Annotated in this window: 10 protein-coding genes; 8 read left to right on the top strand and 2 right to left on the bottom strand. The window is 49.3% G+C overall.

Going from position 1 to position 20,897, the window contains the following annotated elements; genetic code table 11:
* Nucleotides 1-78 precede the first annotated feature (78 nt).
* The 6 genes from IX91_RS07185 to IX91_RS07160 all read left to right on the top strand — a co-directional run bounded on the left by IX91_RS07185 (nucleotide 79) and on the right by IX91_RS07160 (nucleotide 5,577).
* A complete protein-coding gene (locus tag IX91_RS07185; RefSeq protein WP_004744142.1) occupies nucleotides 79-1,107 on the top strand; it encodes an amino acid ABC transporter substrate-binding protein in 1,029 nt (342 codons plus the stop codon).
* Between the two features lie 85 nt (nucleotides 1,108-1,192).
* Nucleotides 1,193-2,395 (top strand): amino acid ABC transporter permease, encoded by a 1,203-nt coding sequence (locus IX91_RS07180; RefSeq protein ID WP_004749472.1) that lies wholly within the window; start codon nucleotides 1,193-1,195, stop codon nucleotides 2,393-2,395.
* Between the two features lies 1 nt (nucleotide 2,396).
* Nucleotides 2,397-3,494: an amino acid ABC transporter permease gene (locus IX91_RS07175; RefSeq protein ID WP_004743395.1), complete on the top strand. Its 1,098-nt coding sequence runs from the start codon at nucleotides 2,397-2,399 to the stop codon at nucleotides 3,492-3,494.
* A 22-nt stretch (nucleotides 3,495-3,516) separates the two neighbouring features.
* Nucleotides 3,517-4,266, top strand: a complete 750-nt coding sequence (locus IX91_RS07170; RefSeq protein ID WP_004749473.1) for an amino acid ABC transporter ATP-binding protein — start codon at nucleotides 3,517-3,519, stop codon at nucleotides 4,264-4,266.
* Between the two features lie 191 nt (nucleotides 4,267-4,457).
* The gene (locus IX91_RS07165) at nucleotides 4,458-5,120 is read left to right on the top strand and encodes a Bax inhibitor-1/YccA family protein (protein ID WP_004743393.1); all 663 of its coding nucleotides are present in this window, start codon (nucleotides 4,458-4,460) and stop codon (nucleotides 5,118-5,120) included.
* Between the two features lie 127 nt (nucleotides 5,121-5,247).
* Nucleotides 5,248-5,577, top strand: coding sequence for a TusE/DsrC/DsvC family sulfur relay protein (locus IX91_RS07160; protein ID WP_004743392.1), 330 nt, complete (start codon nucleotides 5,248-5,250; stop codon nucleotides 5,575-5,577).
* Nucleotides 5,578-5,600: 23 nt separating this feature from the next.
* On the opposite strand, the gene yccX is transcribed toward IX91_RS07160, so the two are convergent.
* Entirely contained in the window at nucleotides 5,601-5,873 is a 273-nt protein-coding gene (gene yccX / locus IX91_RS07155; RefSeq protein ID WP_004743391.1) for an acylphosphatase, read from the bottom strand.
* A 95-nt stretch (nucleotides 5,874-5,968) separates the two neighbouring features.
* Between yccX and IX91_RS07150 the strand changes: the two genes are divergently transcribed.
* Together IX91_RS07150 and IX91_RS07145 are read left to right on the top strand one after the other, a co-directional pair.
* Nucleotides 5,969-7,372 carry a methyl-accepting chemotaxis protein gene (locus IX91_RS07150; RefSeq protein WP_004743390.1) on the top strand — a complete coding sequence of 468 codons (1,404 nt, stop codon included), beginning with the start codon at nucleotides 5,969-5,971 and terminating at the stop codon, nucleotides 7,370-7,372.
* Nucleotides 7,373-7,468: 96 nt separating this feature from the next.
* Nucleotides 7,469-8,662 (top strand): class I SAM-dependent methyltransferase, encoded by a 1,194-nt coding sequence (locus tag IX91_RS07145; RefSeq protein WP_004743389.1) that lies wholly within the window; start codon nucleotides 7,469-7,471, stop codon nucleotides 8,660-8,662.
* An 87-nt stretch (nucleotides 8,663-8,749) separates the two neighbouring features.
* Here the strand turns inward: IX91_RS07145 and IX91_RS26350 are convergent, their stop codons facing one another.
* Entirely contained in the window at nucleotides 8,750-20,518 is an 11,769-nt protein-coding gene (locus IX91_RS26350) for a VCBS domain-containing protein (protein ID WP_038550406.1), read from the bottom strand.
* Between the last annotated feature and the right edge of the window lie 379 nt (nucleotides 20,519-20,897).

Raw genomic sequence — 20,897 nt, 5'->3', positions numbered from 1 at the left:
ATTAATGAAACACAACATTATTTAATCGTTTAATCAGGATGAGCCTGAACAAACATGGATCATACAGGAAGGATACAAATGGCACATAAACTAACACTTCTTGCTTCAGTTGTAGCTGCATCTACTGCACTGATGTCTACAAGCGCTTCTGCGGCAGATAGCACGCTGGATAAAGTAACTAAACAAGGTTTCCTAACTTGTGGTGTAAGTACTGGCTTGCCAGGTTTCTCTAACCCGAACTCGAAAGGTGAATGGGAAGGTATCGACGTAGAATACTGTCAAGGTCTTGCAGCTGCAGTATTAGGCGATAAAACAAAAGTAAAATACGTTCCTCTAACAGCGAAAGAGCGTTTCACTGCCCTACAATCTGGTGAAATCGACGTTCTTTCTCGTAACACAACTTGGACTCTGCACCGTGATACGGCCCTTGGTCTAAACTTCGTCGGTGTAAACTACTACGATGGTCAAGGCTTTATGGTTAAAAAAGATCTTGGCCTTACAAGTGCTAAAGAGCTAGACGGCGCTTCAGTATGTGTTCAGTCGGGTACTACAACAGAGCTTAACCTAGCTGACTACTTCCGTAACAACGGTATGTCGTACAAACCAGTTGTATTCGATACAGCAGCTCAAACATCTAAAGGTTTCGATGCAGGCCGTTGTGACGTACTTACAACTGACCAATCTGGTCTATATGCACTTCGCTTGAACCTACAAGATCCATCTTCAGCTCAAGTACTTCCAGAGATCATCTCTAAAGAGCCTCTAGGTCCTGTGGTTCGTCAAGGTGATGACCAATGGTTCAACATTGCTAAATGGACACTGGCGGCAATGGTCAACGCAGAAGAGTACGGTATCTCATCTAAAAATGCGGATGAAATGCTTAAGTCAAAAGATCCAAACATCAAGCGTATCCTAGGTGTTGATGGCCCTAAAGGTAAAGGTTTAGGTATCCGTGACGACTGGGGTTACCAAGTTATCAAACAAGTAGGTAACTACGGTGAAAGCTTCGAGCGTACTGTTGGTGAAGGTTCTCCACTGAAAATTTCACGTGGTGTGAACGCTCTATGGAACGCTGGCGGCTTCATGTACGCTCCACCAATCCGTTAATAACTATTATTAGCTAGTTACTAAACAAAAAATTGGGCGGTTTTGGCCGCCCTTTTTATAAAAATGGATTTGAGGTTATAGCTGTATGAAACCTACTAATGTTGCGGCGAATTCGGATAACGGACCGAGTTCAAACGCTAGCCTTATTTACAATCCCACCTTTCGAGCAGTTGTTTTCCAGATTATTGCGATAGCAGCGCTTGTCTTTTTCTTTTACACAATTGTCAATAATGCACTTACCAACTTAGAAGCTCGCGGTATCGCCACGGGTTTTGACTTCCTCGATCAAGAAGCTGGCTTTGGGATTGGCCTGACGCTGATTGAATACGATGAAACCTATTCTTATGGTCGAACATTCGTTATCGGCTTACTTAACACCGCCCTAGTATCGTTTTTTGGTATCATTTTGGCGACCATCATCGGTTTTATTATGGGTATTGCACGCCTATCATCTAACTGGTTGGTTAGCCGATTTGCGGCGGTTTATATTGAGATATTCCGAAACGTTCCTCTGTTACTGCAAATATTCTTTTGGTACTTTGCTGTACTTCAAGCCCTGCCTTCTGCAAGACAAAGTTTGAGCCTAGGTGAAGCAATATTCCTCAACGTACGAGGTCTGTACTTCCCTGCTCCAGTCTTCGAATCAGGCTCATCAGTCGTAATCGGTGCGCTGATTCTCGGTGTTATTGCAACGATATTTATCAATATATGGGCCAATAACAAGCAACGCCTAACGGGTCAGCAAACACCAATGGGTAGAATCGCCCTAGGGTTATGCGTTGGTTTACCAGTTGTGGTTTACTTCTTAATGGGTTCACCAATTACGGCTGAATATCCAGAGCTAAAAGGTTTTAACTTCCGTGGTGGTGTAAGCATTATTCCAGAGCTTGCCGCACTTTTACTGGCTTTAAGTATCTATACTGCTTCGTTTATCGCTGAGATCGTGCGCTCAGGTATCAACGCAGTAAGCCATGGCCAAACGGAAGCTGCGATGTCGCTTGGTCTACCTCGCTCTCGCACTTTAAAGCTTGTCGTTATTCCTCAAGCGCTAAGAATCATCATTCCTCCACTGACTAGCCAATATCTTAACTTAACCAAGAACTCATCACTTGCGATGGCGATTGGTTACCCAGACTTGGTATCCGTGTTTGCAGGTACAACACTCAACCAGACCGGTCAGGCAATCGAGATTATTGCAATGACAATGGGCGTCTACCTCACGTTGAGTTTGTTAACCTCAGCATTGATGAACATATACAACCGTAAAGTTGCTTTGGTGGAGAGATAGCATGAAAGTACATCAATTTCAGCCTGACCTGCCACCTCCAGCAAATACAGTTGGTGTTGTCGGTTGGTTAAGAAAAAACCTGTTTAATGGTCCGGTAAACTCAGTTGTTACCATTGTTCTCGCTTACTTATCGTTTATGCTACTTTGGAACATCGTTGACTGGGCATTTCTGAAAGCGGACTGGGTAGGAACAACCCGTGATGCTTGTAGTCGCGACGGAGCCTGTTGGGTGTTTATCAGCGTACGCTGGGAACAGTTCATGTACGGCTTCTACCCTCAGGAAGAGCTATGGCGTCCGCGTCTGTTTTACATTACTCTAGCAATTTTTACGGTACTGTTAGCGTATGAAAAGACACCAAAACGTCTTTGGATTTGGCTGTTCTTTGTTAACGTTTATCCGTTCATCATTGCAGCATTACTGTATGGTGGTGTATTTGGGTTAGAAGTAGTAGAAACCCATAAATGGGGTGGCTTGCTTGTCACGCTTATCATCGCTCTAGTGGGTATTGTTGTATCACTGCCTATCGGTGTCGCTCTCGCTTTGGGGCGTCGCTCAGATATGCCAATCATCCGCAGTATCTGTACCGTTTACATTGAAGTATGGCGTGGCGTACCACTGATCACTGTGCTCTTCATGGCGTCAGTCATGTTGCCACTGTTCCTTGCTGAAGGTTCGGAGACAGACAAACTGATCCGCGCTCTTATTGGTGTGGTTATGTTCAGTGCGGCCTACATGGCAGAGGTGGTTCGTGGTGGCTTGCAAGCCATTCCTAAGGGTCAATATGAAGCGGCCGACGCTCTAGGACTCACCTACTGGAAGAAAATGGGATTAATCATTTTGCCTCAAGCGCTTAAGATTACCATTCCTTCAATCGTAAACACATTCATTGGCCTATTTAAAGATACCAGTCTTGTACTTATTATTGGTATGTTTGACGTACTCGGTATCGGCCAAGCAGCAAACACTGACCCAGAATGGTTAGGATTTGCTACCGAAAGTTATGTATTTGTCGCGTTAGTGTTCTGGGTATTTTGTTTTGGCATGTCGAGATATTCGATCTGGCTAGAGAACAAACTTCATACCGGTCACAAACGATAATCAGAAAGCTCAAGGACGTATTATGACGCAACAACAAGATTACATGATCCAACTAAAGGATATGAATAAGTGGTACGGTGAGTTTCACGTACTCAAGAACATCAACCTAGATGTGAAGAAAGGCGAAAAAATCGTTATCTGTGGTCCCTCTGGCTCAGGTAAATCAACCATGATTCGCTGCATCAATCGCTTAGAAGAGCACCAGAAAGGTCAGATCATCGTTTCTGGTAATGAATTAACCGACGATCTTAAAAATATTGAAGCGGTTCGCCGTGAAGTCGGAATGTGTTTCCAGCACTTTAACCTCTTCCCTCACCTAACCGTGTTAGAGAACTGTACTCTGGCACCAATCTGGGTCAAGAAGATGCCAAAAGATGAAGCAGAAGCGATTGCGATGAAATATTTGGAGCGTGTTAAGATTCCTGAGCAGGCAGACAAATATCCTGGTCAGCTTTCTGGTGGTCAACAACAACGTGTGGCGATTGCTCGTTCATTGTGTATGAATCCACAAGTGATGCTGTTTGATGAACCTACTTCTGCACTCGATCCTGAAATGGTACGTGAAGTACTGGATGTAATGGTAGAACTGGCAGAAGAAGGGATGACCATGTTGTGTGTAACACACGAAATGGGCTTTGCCAAAGAAGTCGCCGATCGCGTTATCTTTATGGATGCGGGAGAGATTATTGAAGAAAACAACCCGGTCGATTTCTTCGAAAACCCTCAATCAGATCGTACGCAAAACTTCTTAGCACAAATTCTGCATCACTAATCCGTGATCTACGTAAAAGGGGTGACTTAGGTCGCCCCTTTTTAGTTGTTATATTGTGTTACATCTTTCAAAATACATAAGTTTTTATTTCTATTATTATTTTATCTACTACTACACCAACTGGGGCTTGATCTTTTGCTCATTCAACCTCATAAATGTAGATATAAACATAAAACCTCACGAGGAAGATTATGAACAGTCCTATGTTTACACGCACTTCAAGCCAAGAAAGTGCTCTACAAACCAACAAGGTATTGCGTAACACTTATGCACTACTTTCAATGACGCTGCTTTGGTCTGCAGTCGTTGCTGGTGTTGCTATGGTGATGAACCTTCCTCACCCTGGCCTAATTATCACACTAGTAGGCTTTTACGGCTTACTATTCTTAACTGAAAAGAACCGTAACAATGGAATGGGCCTTGTATTCACATTCCTATTAACAGGTTTCATGGGTTACACGTTAGGTCCAATCCTTAACGCCTACGTTGGCGCTGGTATGGGCGATCTTATCGTCACAGCTCTAGGTGGTACTGCGCTTTCATTCTTAGCAGCTTCTGCTTACGCACTGACAACTAAGCGCGACCTATCTATGATGGGTGGCTTGATGCTGTCTCTATTTGTTGTTCTGATTGTTGGTATGATTGCAAGTATCTTCATCCAATCAACAGTACTTCACCTAGCGCTAAGCAGCTTGTTCATTGTTTTCTCTACAATGGCAATTCTTATGACAACTCAAAGCATTGTTCGTGGCGGTGAAACTAACTACATCTCTGCGACAGTGACTCTATACGTATCGATCTACAACATCTTCATTAGCCTGCTTCAAATCTTAGGCATTATGAACAACGACTAATTCGTCATTGTTGTATAGATATGACAAAGCCCGAAAGGTTTCCCTTTCGGGCTTTTTACTTGATATCTTGCCCAGTCAAGGTATGCTGCGCTACCCTATTGAATATCATAAAAATTAGGATCGTAAGATGTTTGAGTACAACGGCAAACAAATCGAAACTGACGCACAAGGCTACTTATTAGATCATACTGATTGGGAAGAAGGTATGATTTCAATACTGGCAGAACAAGAAGGTATCGAGTTAACCGAAGCACACTTAGAAGTGGTTCACTTTGTTCGCGATTTTTACGAAGAGTTCAATACTTCTCCTGCGGTTCGCATGCTCGTTAAAGCGATGGAAAAAGCCCACGGACCAGAAAAAGGTAACAGCAAGTACCTGTTTAAGCTCTTCAAGCAAGGGCCAGCAAAACAAGCAACAAAACTCGCGGGATTACCAAAACCTGCTAAATGTTTATAGCGATAAATGTCCTGTAGTCCCCACTACAGGATCTTAAACCCTTTGTACGGTTTATAAGCGATAGATTCTCGAATCAAGCTATCAACTCTCGCACTTCTAGGCCCGTGTTCTAACCATTTTGCCATCGTTTCTATTTGCGAATCGCTGCCGCAGACCACCACTTCAACATCCCCATTGTCTAGGTTTTTTGCATAGCCTGTCGCTTCGAGTTTAAGACCTTGATATGAAGTATGGTAGCGAAACCCCACTCCTTGAACTAATCCCGATACTGTGAACCTCTCACAACTTTGCTCCATTCCGTATACCTCTACTATTGAGTCAATGATATATTAAGCACGTACTATTCTTACCCATAATGGATATATGGGTCTCTTCATTGGACATAATAATTATGAAAGAAATACCATTTCGTTGGATTGATAAATATCTCATTCATTTAAAAATTCAGGAGAAGTTCTACTTACTCTTCTTACTTCCAGTTATCGCTTTAATTATTTTAACTCTGGTACTCGATAACAGCGCCGATCAAATGCTTAATCACCTTTACCAAGATGAGTTGGTTCTAATGCGTAACCTGATTGAAGCCGGAAACCTTTCCCAAGAGCAGGTCGCGAACATCATCAAGGATTCAAACACCATTCAATTTGGTACTGGCGAAGGTGCTATAAGCGTCAATAACGGAGCGTTCAGTCTAGCGGCCATTCACGAGCAAAACTTGTGGTCAGCGATGTCTACTACCCACATGGTTATCATTTTGGTGACATTGTCACTTATTGCGCTAGGTGTTTACTACATCATGACCTTTATTGGCGGCGCAATGTTTACCATGAATAAAGCGCTCAACACGTTAGCCGATGGTGACCTCACCAGTAGGATGAACTTCTTTAAAGTACGCGATGAATTCAGTGAGATAGCCATCACCATAGACAAGGTTGCTGAACGAGAGCAGAACATGGTGATCTCCATTCAAGAGTCTATCGCATTAATGCAACAGATTAGCTCTGACTTGAACCAATCGAATCAGCAGAGTGCAGAGGTTTCTAGCAGCCAGCAAGAGCACCTAAACTCTCTAGCCAGCGCAACAGAGCAAATGGCTTCAACAATAAGAGAAGTTGCGAACCTCGCTCATGAATCAAGTACCCAGACTGAAGATGCCCGCAGCGTAGCAACACAAGGGCAATCTAAAGTCGGACATACACTCAGCTCAATCTCTAAGCTTTCTCAAGAAGTCCAATCAGCCTCTGAAGCAGTGGCCGAACTTGATGCAAACGCCGCACAAATTGATGAAGTGGTCACGACGATCAACGGTATCTCCGAACAAACCAACCTACTCGCACTTAACGCCGCTATCGAGGCTGCGCGTGCTGGTGAACAAGGCCGCGGTTTTGCGGTGGTTGCCGATGAAGTTCGAGCCTTAGCGGGTCGCACTCAGCAAGCAACAGTAGAGATTCAAACTATGATTGAAGCACTACAACGCAATAGCCAGTCTTTGACTCAGTTGATGGAAACAACGGTTGTTAACGCCTCTGAAGGCCAGCAGCGTATGTCAGAGGTTGACGTTGAAATTGGTGCGCTTGCTGAGAAAAACCAATCAATCTCAGACAGCAGTATTCAGATTGCAACTGCGGCCGAGGAGCAAGGTGTCGTAGCTGACAATATCGCGGCAAGTGTTGAAGAGATACGCGTCCAATCTGACAGCGTGTGTAGCATGATCAATGCGACCAACTCCAATATCGCTCAATTGCGAAATCAAAGCGATCAAATGGAAGCCTTACTTACGGGTCTAAAAGCGTAACAATAAGAGCCGCCACTAGGCGGCTCTTTTATTTGCAATTCCCATACACATCCTAGAAAATACCCCTCCTTTAAAAACAACCTATCGAGTAACCCAATGACTCCAGCTATTTATCTAGTCAAAGGACGAGACAAATCCCTTCGCCGTAAGCACCCATGGGTGTTCTCTCGTGGAATACACAAAGTCGAAGGCGAGCCGAAATTAGGGGAAACTGTTGACGTTTTCGCTCACGATGGTAAATGGTTAGCAAAGGCTGCTTACTCACCGAACTCTCAAATCCGTGCTCGTGTTTGGAGCTTCGAAAAAGAATCAATCGACAAGGGCTTTTTTGTTAAGCGTATTCAAGACGCTCAATTGTTACGTGATGATATCATCGAGCGTGATGGACTCACTGGCTACCGCTTGATTGCTGCTGAGTCAGATGGCCTTCCTGGTATCACCATCGATAAGTACCAAGACTACCTAGTGTGTCAGTTGCTAAGTGCTGGCGCTGAGTTCCACAAACAAACACTTGTGGATGCCTTAGTCGAATGTTTCCCTGACTGTAACGTATACGAACGTTCTGATGTTGCCGTTCGTAAAAAAGAGGGCCTAGAAGAGACTGTGGGCGTCCTTCATGGTCAAGAGCCACCTAAATCTGTAGTTATCGAGGAAAACGGCGTAAAAATCAGTGTCGATATCGTTGGTGGACACAAAACAGGCTTCTACCTTGACCAAAGAGATAGCCGCCAACAAGCAATGAAGTATGTAAAAGATAAAGAAGTTCTGAACTGCTTCTCCTACACTGGTGGCTTTGGTCTTTACTCTTTGAAAGGTGGCGCTAAGCGCGTTATCAATGCTGACGTCTCTCAGCCTGCGCTTGATACAGCGAAGCACAATGCTGAGCTAAATGAGTTCGATATTTCGAAAAAACGCGCTGTATTCCTAAATGCTGATGTGTTCAAGTTGTTACGCGAATATCGCGATCAGGGAACAAAATTTGATGTGGTTATCATGGACCCACCTAAGTTTGTTTCAAGCAAAAATAACTTAACGTCAGGAGCTAACGGATATAAAGATATCAATATGTTAGCCATGCAAATCCTAAAGCCTGGTGGAACCCTACTCACATACTCTTGCTCAGGATTAATGAGCGGAGAGCTATTCCAGAAAGTGATTGCAGACGCTGCGGTTGATTCTGGCCGTCAGGTGAAATTTGTAGAACGCTTTGAACAAGCTGCTGACCACCCCACTGACAGCGCTTACCCAGAAGGTTTCTACCTGAAAGGTTTTGCCTGTAAGGTGTTGTAGAAATAAAAATCAGATAACTATATTGCAAGTTATCTGGTTTCACTATGCAGCTAATCGCTAACAAAAAGGGCCTTTCGGCCCTTTTTACTAGTTAGTTGTATCGTGCACTTTCAGCAAATCATTCAATATAGCGCTAGCATTAGTTATTGAGCCATCTGAAATGTAACTACTGTATTGCGCAGCAGCATCTTGCAACACAACCTCTTGGCTGCTATTTCCATCCGAAATTGTTAGCTTAAGATCTGCGGTTGCCAAGTTATCACCGCCTTCAATTGCAATATCAATCTTATGCTCATTAAGTAAGCTATCTACTGTATCATTAGAGTCAGTGTGGAGTATTTCTGAGATATCAATCTTATCTTCACCTTTCGTGAAATCAGTAATGATATCCCTCTCACCGTCTCTAATATCAACCTGAGTATTGGTGCTATCTTGGTCAACAAACTTGAAGATATCAGCATCATCACCACCAGTTAGAATGTCATTGCCCAGACCACCGATCAGGGTGTCATTTCCTGTCCCACCCAGCAGGAAGTCGTCACCTAGACCACCATCCAGGCTATCGTTTCCGCCCTGACCGTACAGGATGTCATTTCCTTTCCCACCTGTCAGGGTATCCGCTTTATCGTCTGTTCTGGAAACATCAAACTCAGCTGTATTCTGAGATATATAATCATGAATATCCCTTGCGGTAACCGAAGAAGTATCTTCTCCTGTCTGTTGTGCAACATACTTCTGAATAGCCGGAATACCCTGACCGGAGATACCATCAAACTGAATCAGGTCTCCGAACATAATGTCATCACCAGCCAGTCCATCAATCGTGTCACCACCCTGTAACAGATCTATTTCCTGTCCCAAGATAACATTCGCAAGCTCCGTAACATCAATGGCAGTATCCACAATTCCATCGGAATCATAGTCATCCAGCACTGACTCATCCAGATAGTGGCCAAGACCGATTGCCTGAACCGCAGACAGCATAGCAAGCAGCTCAAACATATGTTTGCCCTGATTATTCACCCCACCGCGGTCATAGTAATCAAACGAATGTCCATTAACGCTCATTTGACCAATTTTACTTCCTGTTAATGGTGAATAGAGCTTCCCCTGGCTGTTAATCAATTCCTGACCTTTGTACATAACAACACCGTTGGTGTAATTAGCTGGCAATACATCCGCTAGAGTGATTAGCTGCTCCGTATTCGCATCATAATCCAGCAAGATCTGATCAAACTGACTTTGATACAGACTACTGTTGGTATAGGTGGTCGGCTCACCATCAGAAATAAAGTAAGTCAGATTATTACCACTTTGCTGATCAGCAAACCAATCCACGGCTGACTGGAACGCGGCTTCATAGTTTGTTCCACCGTCGCCCTGGTCAGGGATCTGGGCCAGCGCTGCAACGAAGTCAGCTCGTGGATCATCGCTGTTCAGATCAATCGACACCGAAGTGTTACCGTTGCTGGAGAAATCAGAAATAAGAACGTTAACCTTACCTGAGTGATCGCCCTGTGTACTTGCCAGTATGGAGTCAAATACCGTCAGCAACTCGCTCTTAGCGGTTTTGACATCATGTCCCATACTGCCGGAGGTATCGAGCAGGAACGCGATGTTATAATCCTGGCCGGCTACAATCTGAATACCCTGCACATCACCGACGATCAGGTCGTTGTCTTGAGTTCCGCTTATATTGTCATCGCCGTGAGAGCCGGTGTTCAACACGTACTCTCTCATACTCACGTCAATGGTTTCGCTTCCGGAAGCCGTATCATTGTTACCGCTCTCTGTTGATGTAGCAGAGACACCCAGTTTGAAGTCAAGATCACCGGAATAGGTATAAGGTACCTTGATTTCGGCATCGATATGACCTGAAGCAGGCAGCGCCACTGTGTAAGTACCGTCACCGTTAGCGTTAACAAGTTGACCGCCGACATACAACTCGACTCCGGAAGGAATTCCATCGATATCAACGGTCTCTGCCAGCGCTTCACTGCCGTCAGTATCAACCAGTGCAACATCAATATCGACTGGTAATATCCGGTCATGAAGTACCGTATAAGTACCATTGTCGTTATTGATCTCGACAATCGCATCCTCAAATATCAGACGCTCGATGCCATAGAGATGGTCCCCATCGTCCGTAAGTGGAGAGTTATCGCTGGAAGTATCACGCTCCAGGGAGTCTTTCACTAACCAATAAGGCTTATCTGTATGCTCCAGACCGCGGAAATCGAGTGTATATTCAGAGAGCTTGCCCTGATAGATAACGCTGTCAATGGCCTTTTCACTATCTAAAGATCCCTTTCCTCCGTAAAACGAATCGTTATACCCGGTACCAACAAACGTGTCACTGCCCTGCTGCTGAGCATTTGCAGCCTGAGTATCACCAACAAAATTCTGTGGAGTAGCATTGTCCGGTGCAATCATCAGGTCATTGCCAGCGTGACCATTGTTGAATACCGGGCCTTGAACAACATGCTGGTGATCTGTGCCTGCAAATGAAGTATTGCCATTCTGGACTTGCTCACGTATACCGTCAGGCGTGGTATTAAAGCCTGGTGTGGCCTGTACCTGCTGTAGCTCACCTACCGAAACAGAGATCGAAGGAGCATCTGCGACCGGCGTTACATTGATAGCAAGAGTAGCATTCGCACCAGTATTAGTGGTGTAGTGGACCGACGGTAAAGTTCCGGACCAGTTTTCAACCGGTTCAAACTCATAACTGCCATCGCTGTTTAAAACAAGCTTACCTTCTGTCAGCTGGACAATATCGCCTGGATTGTAGCTCTGGCTATTAACTTCAATTGATGCGACAGAAAGTACATTGTCAGCGTCAGAGTCATTATCAAGAACATTGCCGGTTACCGTCGTATCTTCATTTACTGTAACCTGGTCGTTATCAGCGATCGTAGGCGCATTCTCATGTACCGTTACATCAATCTTAGTCGAATTATATGCTTTACTGGTTGAGTCGTTCTCGGATGAAGTCGCATCAATATAAATTGAGAAATCTTCACTGCTGCCAGATGGTGGCAATACAAAAATATTATCCAGATCCCAGCCAGTCACATCAAACTCACTGGACTCACCATCAGAAACTAGCTCCTGCTTACCATCTGTAAACTTAGCTCCTGCCGGCAAGCCACTGATGCTGACTGACAGACTTTCTGAACCATCAGTATCCTGCAGTGCAACTGTAACCCGGGTCAAAGGTATCCATGTGTCCTGCTGACCTTCATTTGTCTCGTAAGCTTCGTAAACATGCGAGCCATCGACTTCCTGAAGCTCAGAGGTACGTACGCCACTGCTGTCTAACTGGCTTTCATCACTTACAATTCCAAAGTTGCTGTTGCTTAAATCTACCGGTGCAGCACCGTCAACGGACACGTTGACATCAAAGTTACCTGGTCCGCTTTGGTTATGATGATAAATTTCAATCGGATAGAAACCAGACACTGGCGGTGTAAACGGATTACCACTTGGAATATGGCCCGCATCAACTCCCCAGCGAGCCTGGTCGACCAGGTCACCACCAACTTTAATAGCCAGGCTGTCGTCGCCACGCCCTACAAAGTCATAAGTTTTACCTGCTTCCAGATAAACCAAACCTGTAACAAGAACTGCGTTATCTTCTGGTGTGGCGTTACTCGCCGTATCCTGCACATTACTTGTAGTTGACAATGCAGCATCATCAGTATTAAGGGAGTCGATCGCCGTAATCAGGGTATTAGCATTTACGCCATTACCATGAGACCCAAGCTCAACACCTGTCCAGGTAGACACATTGAAGTCCTGAGATGGTAAGCTGATACCGCTTGTTGAGGTATAAATTAACGGAGTATCAGCAACCGGCGTTACATTAATCGCTATCGTCGCTTCTTCACCCGTGTTTATACCGTCAGTTGGTTTGAAACCAATTTCTGCGTAATCCTGCCTCTGATCGCCAACACCCGAGGTTGAATGGCTATCATAACCTGACTCATGTTCGTCAGGGGTAAAGCGAACCTCATCAGAATCAAACTGCGACTTATCCAAAGTCTGCCCAACTGTTACTTGTTTCCACTCACCATCGCTGTCCAGGTATTCAAGTTTGCCGTCATCTGGTAAATCTGTGATTACAATGCCCAGGGAGGTGTTCGGGGAGTCAGGATCCGTGATGCCTAACGAGGACCAGTCTAGGGATACTGAAGTGTCCTCTTGGGTTGTAATTGGCGTTTGACCATTGACCTGAGGCGCATCGTTCGCACCATTGATGGTGATGGTCACCACCTGCTCGGTGCCGTCTTCCGATTTCACCGTGAAGGTTTCTGTCAGTGGCTCTGAGGTCTCGTTCAGCGCGTCTACCGTCGGGTTGCTGTTATCCAGCTCGTACGTCCACTCGCCATTCGCATCCACACTGAACGTGCCGTAATCGCCCGCCACATCACTTTGCGCCTGGAACACGTTGTCTGTGTTGTCCACGTCGCTGGCTTTCAACGTGCCCGTCGCGGTGTTGTCCGCCGCGTCTTCGGTCACGCTGCCGCTATCATCGCCTGTGATTTTCGCGCCGTCGTTCGCACCATTGATGGTGATGGTCACCACCTGCTCGGTGCCGTCTTCCGATTTCACCGTGAAGGTTTCTGTCAGTGGCTCTGAGGTCTCGTTCAGCGCGTCTACCGTCGGGTTGCTGTTATCCAGCTCGTACGTCCACTCGCCATTCGCATCCACACTGAACGTGCCGTAATCGCCCGCCACATCACTTTGCGCCTGGAACACGTTGTCTGTGTTGTCCACGTCGCTGGCTTTCAACGTGCCCGTCGCGGTGTTGTCCGCCGCGTCTTCGGTCACGCTGCCGCTATCATCGCCTGTGATTTTCGCGCCGTCGTTCGCACCATTGATGGTGATGGTCACCACCTGCTCGGTGCCGTCTTCCGATTTCACCGTGAAGGTTTCTGTCAGTGGCTCTGAGGTCTCGTTCAGCGCGTCTACCGTCGGGTTGCTGTTATCCAGCTCGTACGTCCACTCGCCATTCGCATCCACACTGAACGTGCCGTAATCGCCCGCCACATCACTTTGCGCCTGGAACACGTTGTCTGTGTTGTCCACGTCGCTGGCTTTCAACGTGCCCGTCGCGGTGTTGTCCGCCGCGTCTTCGGTCACGCTGCCGCTATCATCGCCTGTGATTTTCGCGCCGTCGTTCGCACCATTGATGGTGATGGTCACCACCTGCTCGGTGCCGTCTTCCGATTTCACCGTGAAGGTTTCTGTCAGTGGCTCTGAGGTCTCGTTCAGCGCGTCTACCGTCGGGTTGCTGTTATCCAGCTCGTACGTCCACTCGCCATTCGCATCCACACTGAACGTGCCGTAATCGCCCGCCACATCACTTTGCGCCTGGAACACGTTGTCTGTGTTGTCCACGTCGCTGGCTTTCAACGTGCCCGTCGCGGTGTTGTCCGCCGCGTCTTCGGTCACGCTGCCGCTATCATCGCCTGTGATTTTCGCGCCGTCGTTCGCACCATTGATGGTGATGGTCACCACCTGCTCGGTGCCGTCTTCCGATTTCACCGTGAAGGTTTCTGTCAGTGGCTCTGAGGTCTCGTTCAGCGCGTCTACCGTCGGGTTGCTGTTATCCAGCTCGTACGTCCACTCGCCATTCGCATCCACACTGAACGTGCCGTAATCGCCCGCCACATCACTTTGCGCCTGGAACACGTTGTCTGTGTTGTCCACGTCGCTGGCTTTCAACGTGCCCGTCGCGGTGTTGTCCGCCGCGTCTTCGGTCACGCTGCCGCTATCATCGCCTGTGATTTTCGCGCCGTCGTTCGCACCATTGATGGTGATGGTCACCACCTGCTCGGTGCCGTCTTCCGATTTCACCGTGAAGGTTTCTGTCAGTGGCTCTGAGGTCTCGTTCAGCGCGTCTACCGTCGGGTTGCTGTTATCCAGCTCGTACGTCCACTCGCCATTCGCATCCACACTGAACGTGCCGTAATCGCCCGCCACATCACTTTGCGCCTGGAACACGTTGTCTGTGTTGTCCACGTCGCTGGCTTTCAACGTGCCCGTCGCGGTGTTGTCCGCCGCGTCTTCGGTCACGCTGCCGCTATCATCGCCTGTGATTTTCGCGCCGTCGTTCGCACCATTGATGGTGATGGTCACCACCTGCTCGGTGCCGTCTTCCGATTTCACCGTGAAGGTTTCTGTCAGTGGCTCTGAGGTCTCGTTCAGCGCGTCTACCGTCGGGTTGCTGTTATCCAGCTCGTACGTCCACTCGCCATTCGCATCCACACTGAACGTGCCGTAATCGCCCGCCACATCACTTTGCGCCTGGAACACGTTGTCTGTGTTGTCCACGTCGCTGGCTTTCAACGTGCCCGTCGCGGTGTTGTCCGCCGCGTCTTCGGTCACGCTGCCGCTATCATCGCCTGTGATTTTCGCGCCGTCGTTCGCACCATTGATGGTGATGGTCACCACCTGCTCGGTGCCGTCTTCCGATTTCACCGTGAAGGTTTCTGTCAGTGGCTCTGAGGTCTCGTTCAGCGCGTCTACCGTCGGGTTGCTGTTATCCAGCTCGTACGTCCACTCGCCATTCGCATCCACACTGAACGTGCCGTAATCGCCCGCCACATCACTTTGCGCCTGGAACACGTTGTCTGTGTTGTCCACGTCGCTGGCTTTCAACGTGCCCGTCGCGGTGTTGTCCGCCGCGTCTTCGGTCACGCTGCCGCTATCATCGCCTGTGATTTTCGCGCCGTCGTTCGCACCATTGATGGTGATGGTCACCACCTGCTCGGTGCCGTCTTCCGATTTCACCGTGAAGGTTTCTGTCAGTGGCTCTGAGGTCTCGTTCAGCGCGTCTACCGTCGGGTTGCTGTTATCCAGCTCGTACGTCCACTCGCCATTCGCATCCACACTGAACGTGCCGTAATCGCCCGCCACATCACTTTGCGCCTGGAACACGTTGTCTGTGTTGTCCACGTCGCTGGCTTTCAACGTGCCCGTCGCGGTGTTGTCCGCCGCGTCTTCGGTCACGCTGCCGCTATCATCGCCTGTGATTTTCGCGCCGTCGTTCGCACCATTGATGGTGATGGTCACCACCTGCTCGGTGCCGTCTTCCGATTTCACCGTGAAGGTTTCTGTCAGTGGCTCTGAGGTCTCGTTCAGCGCGTCTACCGTCGGGTTGCTGTTATCCAGCTCGTACGTCCACTCGCCATTCGCATCCACACTGAACGTGCCGTAATCGCCCGCCACATCACTTTGCGCCTGGAACACGTTGTCTGTGTTGTCCACGTCGCTGGCTTTCAACGTGCCCGTCGCGGTGTTGTCCGCCGCGTCTTCGGTCACGCTGCCGCTATCATCGCCTGTGATTTTCGCGCCGTCGTTCGCACCATTGATGGTGATGGTCACCACCTGCTCGGTGCCGTCTTCCGATTTCACCGTGAAGGTTTCTGTCAGTGGCTCTGAGGTCTCGTTCAGCGCGTCTACCGTCGGGTTGCTGTTATCCAGCTCGTACGTCCACTCGCCATTCGCATCCACACTGAACGTGCCGTAATCGCCCGCCACATCACTTTGCGCCTGGAACACGTTGTCTGTGTTGTCCACGTCGCTGGCTTTCAACGTGCCCGTCGCGGTGTTGTCCGCCGCGTCTTCGGTCACGCTGCCGCTATCATCGCCTGTGATTTTCGCGCCGTCGTTCGCACCATTGATGGTGATGGTCACCACCTGCTCGGTGCCGTCTTCCGATTTCACCGTGAAGGTTTCTGTCAGTGGCTCTGAGGTCTCGTTCAGCGCGTCTACCGTCGGGTTGCTGTTATCCAGCTCGTACGTCCACTCGCCATTCGCATCCACACTGAACGTGCCGTAATCGCCCGCCACATCACTTTGCGCCTGGAACACGTTGTCTGTGTTGTCCACGTCGCTGGCTTTCAACGTGCCCGTCGCGGTGTTGTCCGCCGCGTCTTCGGTCACGCTGCCGCTATCATCGCCTGTGATTTTCGCGCCGTCGTTCGCACCATTGATGGTGATGGTCACCACCTGCTCGGTGCCGTCTTCCGATTTCACCGTGAAGGTTTCTGTCAGTGGCTCTGAGGTCTCGTTCAGCGCGTCTACCGTCGGGTTGCTGTTATCCAGCTCGTACGTCCACTCGCCATTCGCATCCACACTGAACGTGCCGTAATCGCCCGCCACATCACTTTGCGCCTGGAACACGTTGTCTGTGTTGTCCACGTCGCTGGCTTTCAACGTGCCCGTCGCGGTGTTGTCCGCCGCGTCTTCGGTCACGCTGCCGCTATCATCGCCTGTGATTTTCGCGCCGTCGTTCGCACCATTGATGGTGATGGTCACCACCTGCTCGGTGCCGTCTTCCGATTTCACCGTGAAGGTTTCTGTCAGTGGCTCTGAGGTCTCGTTCAGCGCGTCTACCGTCGGGTTGCTGTTATCCAGCTCGTACGTCCACTCGCCATTCGCATCCACACTGAACGTGCCGTAATCGCCCGCCACATCACTTTGCGCCTGGAACACGTTGTCTGTGTTGTCCACGTCGCTGGCTTTCAACGTGCCCGTCGCGGTGTTGTCCGCCGCGTCTTCGGTCACGCTGCCGCTATCATCGCCTGTGATTTTCGCGCCGTCGTTCGCACCATTGATGGTGATGGTCACCACCTGCTCGGTGCCGTCTTCCGATTTCACCGTGAAGGTTTCTGTCAGTGGCTCTGAGGTCTCGTTCAGCGCGTCTACCGTCGGGTTGCTGTTATCCAGCTCGTACGTCCACTCGCCATTCGCATCCACACTGAACGTGCCGTAATCGCCCGCCACATCACTTTGCGCCTGGAACACGTTGTCTGTGTTGTCCACGTCGCTGGCTTTCAACGTGCCCGTCGCGGTGTTGTCCGCCGCGTCTTCGGTCACGCTGCCGCTATCATCGCCTGTGATTTTCGCGCCGTCGTTCGCACCATTGATGGTGATGGTCACCACCTGCTCGGTGCCGTCTTCCGATTTCACCGTGAAGGTTTCTGTCAGTGGCTCTGAGGTCTCGTTCAGCGCGTCTACCGTCGGGTTGCTGTTATCCAGCTCGTACGTCCACTCGCCATTCGCATCCACACTGAACGTGCCGTAATCGCCCGCCACATCACTTTGCGCCTGGAACACGTTGTCTGTGTTGTCCACGTCGCTGGCTTTCAACGTGCCCGTCGCGGTGTTGTCCGCCGCGTCTTCGGTCACGCTGCCGCTATCATCGCCTGTGATTTTCGCGCCGTCGTTCGCACCATTGATGGTGATGGTCACCACCTGCTCGGTGCCGTCTTCCGATTTCACCGTGAAGGTTTCTGTCAGTGGCTCTGAGGTCTCGTTCAGCGCGTCTACCGTCGGGTTGCTGTTATCCAGCTCGTACGTCCACTCGCCATTCGCATCCACACTGAACGTGCCGTAATCGCCCGCCACATCACTTTGCGCCTGGAACACGTTGTCTGTGTTGTCCACGTCGCTGGCTTTCAACGTGCCCGTCGCGGTGTTGTCCGCCGCGTCTTCGGTCACGCTGCCGCTATCATCGCCTGTGATTTTCGCGCCGTCGTTCGCACCATTGATGGTGATGGTCACCACCTGCTCGGTGCCGTCTTCCGATTTCACCGTGAAGGTTTCTGTCAGTGGCTCTGAGGTCTCGTTCAGCGCGTCTACCGTCGGGTTGCTGTTATCCAGCTCGTACGTCCACTCGCCATTCGCATCCACACTGAACGTGCCGTAATCGCCCGCCACATCACTTTGCGCCTGGAACACGTTGTCTGTGTTGTCCACGTCGCTGGCTTTCAACGTGCCCGTCGCGGTGTTGTCCGCCGCGTCTTCGGTCACGCTGCCGCTATCATCGCCTGTGATTTTCGCGCCGTCGTTCGCACCATTGATGGTGATGGTCACCACCTGCTCGGTGCCGTCTTCCGATTTCACCGTGAAGGTTTCTGTCAGTGGCTCTGAGGTCTCGTTCAGCGCGTCTACCGTCGGGTTGCTGTTATCCAGCTCGTACGTCCACTCGCCATTCGCATCCACACTGAACGTGCCGTAATCGCCCGCCACATCACTTTGCGCCTGGAACACGTTGTCTGTGTTGTCCACGTCGCTGGCTTTCAACGTGCCCGTCGCGGTGTTGTCCGCCGCGTCTTCGGTCACGCTGCCGCTATCATCGCCTGTGATTTTCGCGCCGTCGTTCGCACCATTGATGGTGATGGTCACCACCTGCTCGGTGCCGTCTTCCGATTTCACCGTGAAGGTTTCTGTCAGTGGCTCTGAGGTCTCGTTCAGCGCGTCTACCGTCGGGTTGCTGTTATCCAGCTCGTACGTCCACTCGCCATTCGCATCCACACTGAACGTGCCGTAATCGCCCGCCACATCACTTTGCGCCTGGAACACGTTGTCTGTGTTGTCCACGTCGCTGGCTTTCAACGTGCCCGTCGCGGTGTTGTCCGCCGCGTCTTCGGTCACGCTGCCGCTATCATCGCCTGTGATTTTCGCGCCGTCGTTCGCACCATTGATGGTGATGGTCACCACCTGCTCGGTGCCGTCTTCCGATTTCACCGTGAAGGTTTCTGTCAGTGGCTCTGAGGTCTCGTTCAGCGCGTCTACCGTCGGGTTGCTGTTATCCAGCTCGTACGTCCACTCGCCATTCGCATCCACACTGAACGTGCCGTAATCGCCCGCCACATCACTTTGCGCCTGGAACACGTTGTCTGTGTTGTCCACGTCGCTGGCTTTCAACGTGCCCGTCGCGGTGTTGTCCGCCGCGTCTTCGGTCACGCTGCCGCTATCATCGCCTGTGATTTTCGCGCCGTCGTTCGCACCATTGATGGTGATGGTCACCACCTGCTCGGTGCCGTCTTCCGATTTCACCGTGAAGGTTTCTGTCAGTGGCTCTGAGGTCTCGTTCAGCGCGTCTACCGTCGGGTTGCTGTTATCCAGCTCGTACGTCCACTCGCCATTCGCATCCACACTGAACGTGCCGTAATCGCCCGCCACATCACTTTGCGCCTGGAACACGTTGTCTGTGTTGTCCACGTCGCTGGCTTTCAACGTGCCCGTCGCGGTGTTGTCCGCCGCGTCTTCGGTCACGCTGCCGCTATCATCGCCTGTGATTTTCGCAGCATCATTAACCGGCGTAACATCAATATTAACCACAAGGGTAGCCGTACCACCATTGCCATCATCAACGATTACGGTAAAGCTGTCTGGGCCGTTGTAGTTTTCGTTTGGTGTGTACGTCCAGGTGCCGTCTGGGTTGACAACAGCAGTGCCGTTCGTAGGCGTTGAAGTTTGAGAGAAAGTCAGCGTATCGGTTGGGTTTTGATCTGTAGCCGTAAGAGTGCCGCTGATCGCGGTATCTTCATCTGTAGTTACGGCAAGGCTTTCACCAAGCGGATCGTTGTTTAAGTCAACGAAAATAGGCTCAAACAGTTGGAATTGGTCTAGCAAAGTTAGGCTTTGGGTTTGGGATAAACCTAGTGATTGGAACCCTTCCGTTGTGAACTCGGTGCTGGCAATAGTTTCGGTACCATCACGGGAAACAGAACCACTTGAAGTCAAGCTCGACCCTGTTTGCCCACCAGCGGCCGTTGCGAAATCTTCACCAAGCTGAGTTGGGTCTTGCCCTTCTTCTAAGGCAGCAAAAATATCGTCAATTTCGGCGGTGATATCTTGAGGCTCACCACTTTGATCAACTAGCTCAACTTGTAACTGCTGATCGCTGCCGTTAACTTCAGTTTCCGCTTGAACGATAACCTCACCAGGCTTGGGCAATTCGCCGTCGATTAGAACACGTACATTACCGTTTACGTCGATGACGATAATTTGGTTGGCCGCAAGATTACCCATTGCTACGTAAGTACCAAAACCCATATTTTAAGTCCTTAATCCTTGACTGCTTTCTTTTGTTATGTTGCCTGTGACAAATATTTGGCAATATATAAATTCATGTTCTTTATAAATTACCATTTTTCATATCTGCGCTAAACCTGTTTTTTGAACAAAAGCCGCAACAAACACGACACAAGTTGCATTTCTCAACATTGAGAAGCGGAACTAAGATCTCGATTTTAGCTGCTTTTATAGGGTATGGCGTTCATGTAGTCACTCTTTAATGCATAAAATCGACCACAGCGTAAATTAACATAATTACAACAACTTATTTGTTAAATAGATTAGTTTTCTCTGCTCAAGGGTGTTATTTTATTGGCGCCATTAATGGATATATCTCAGTATTGAGACAGTAAAATTG

The organism is Vibrio tubiashii ATCC 19109, from assembly GCF_000772105.1.
Taxonomy (GTDB): Bacteria; Pseudomonadota; Gammaproteobacteria; order Enterobacterales; family Vibrionaceae; genus Vibrio; species Vibrio tubiashii.
The sequence above is the reverse complement of the archived record's forward strand: the minus strand, read 5'-3'. Positions and strand labels throughout refer to the sequence as shown.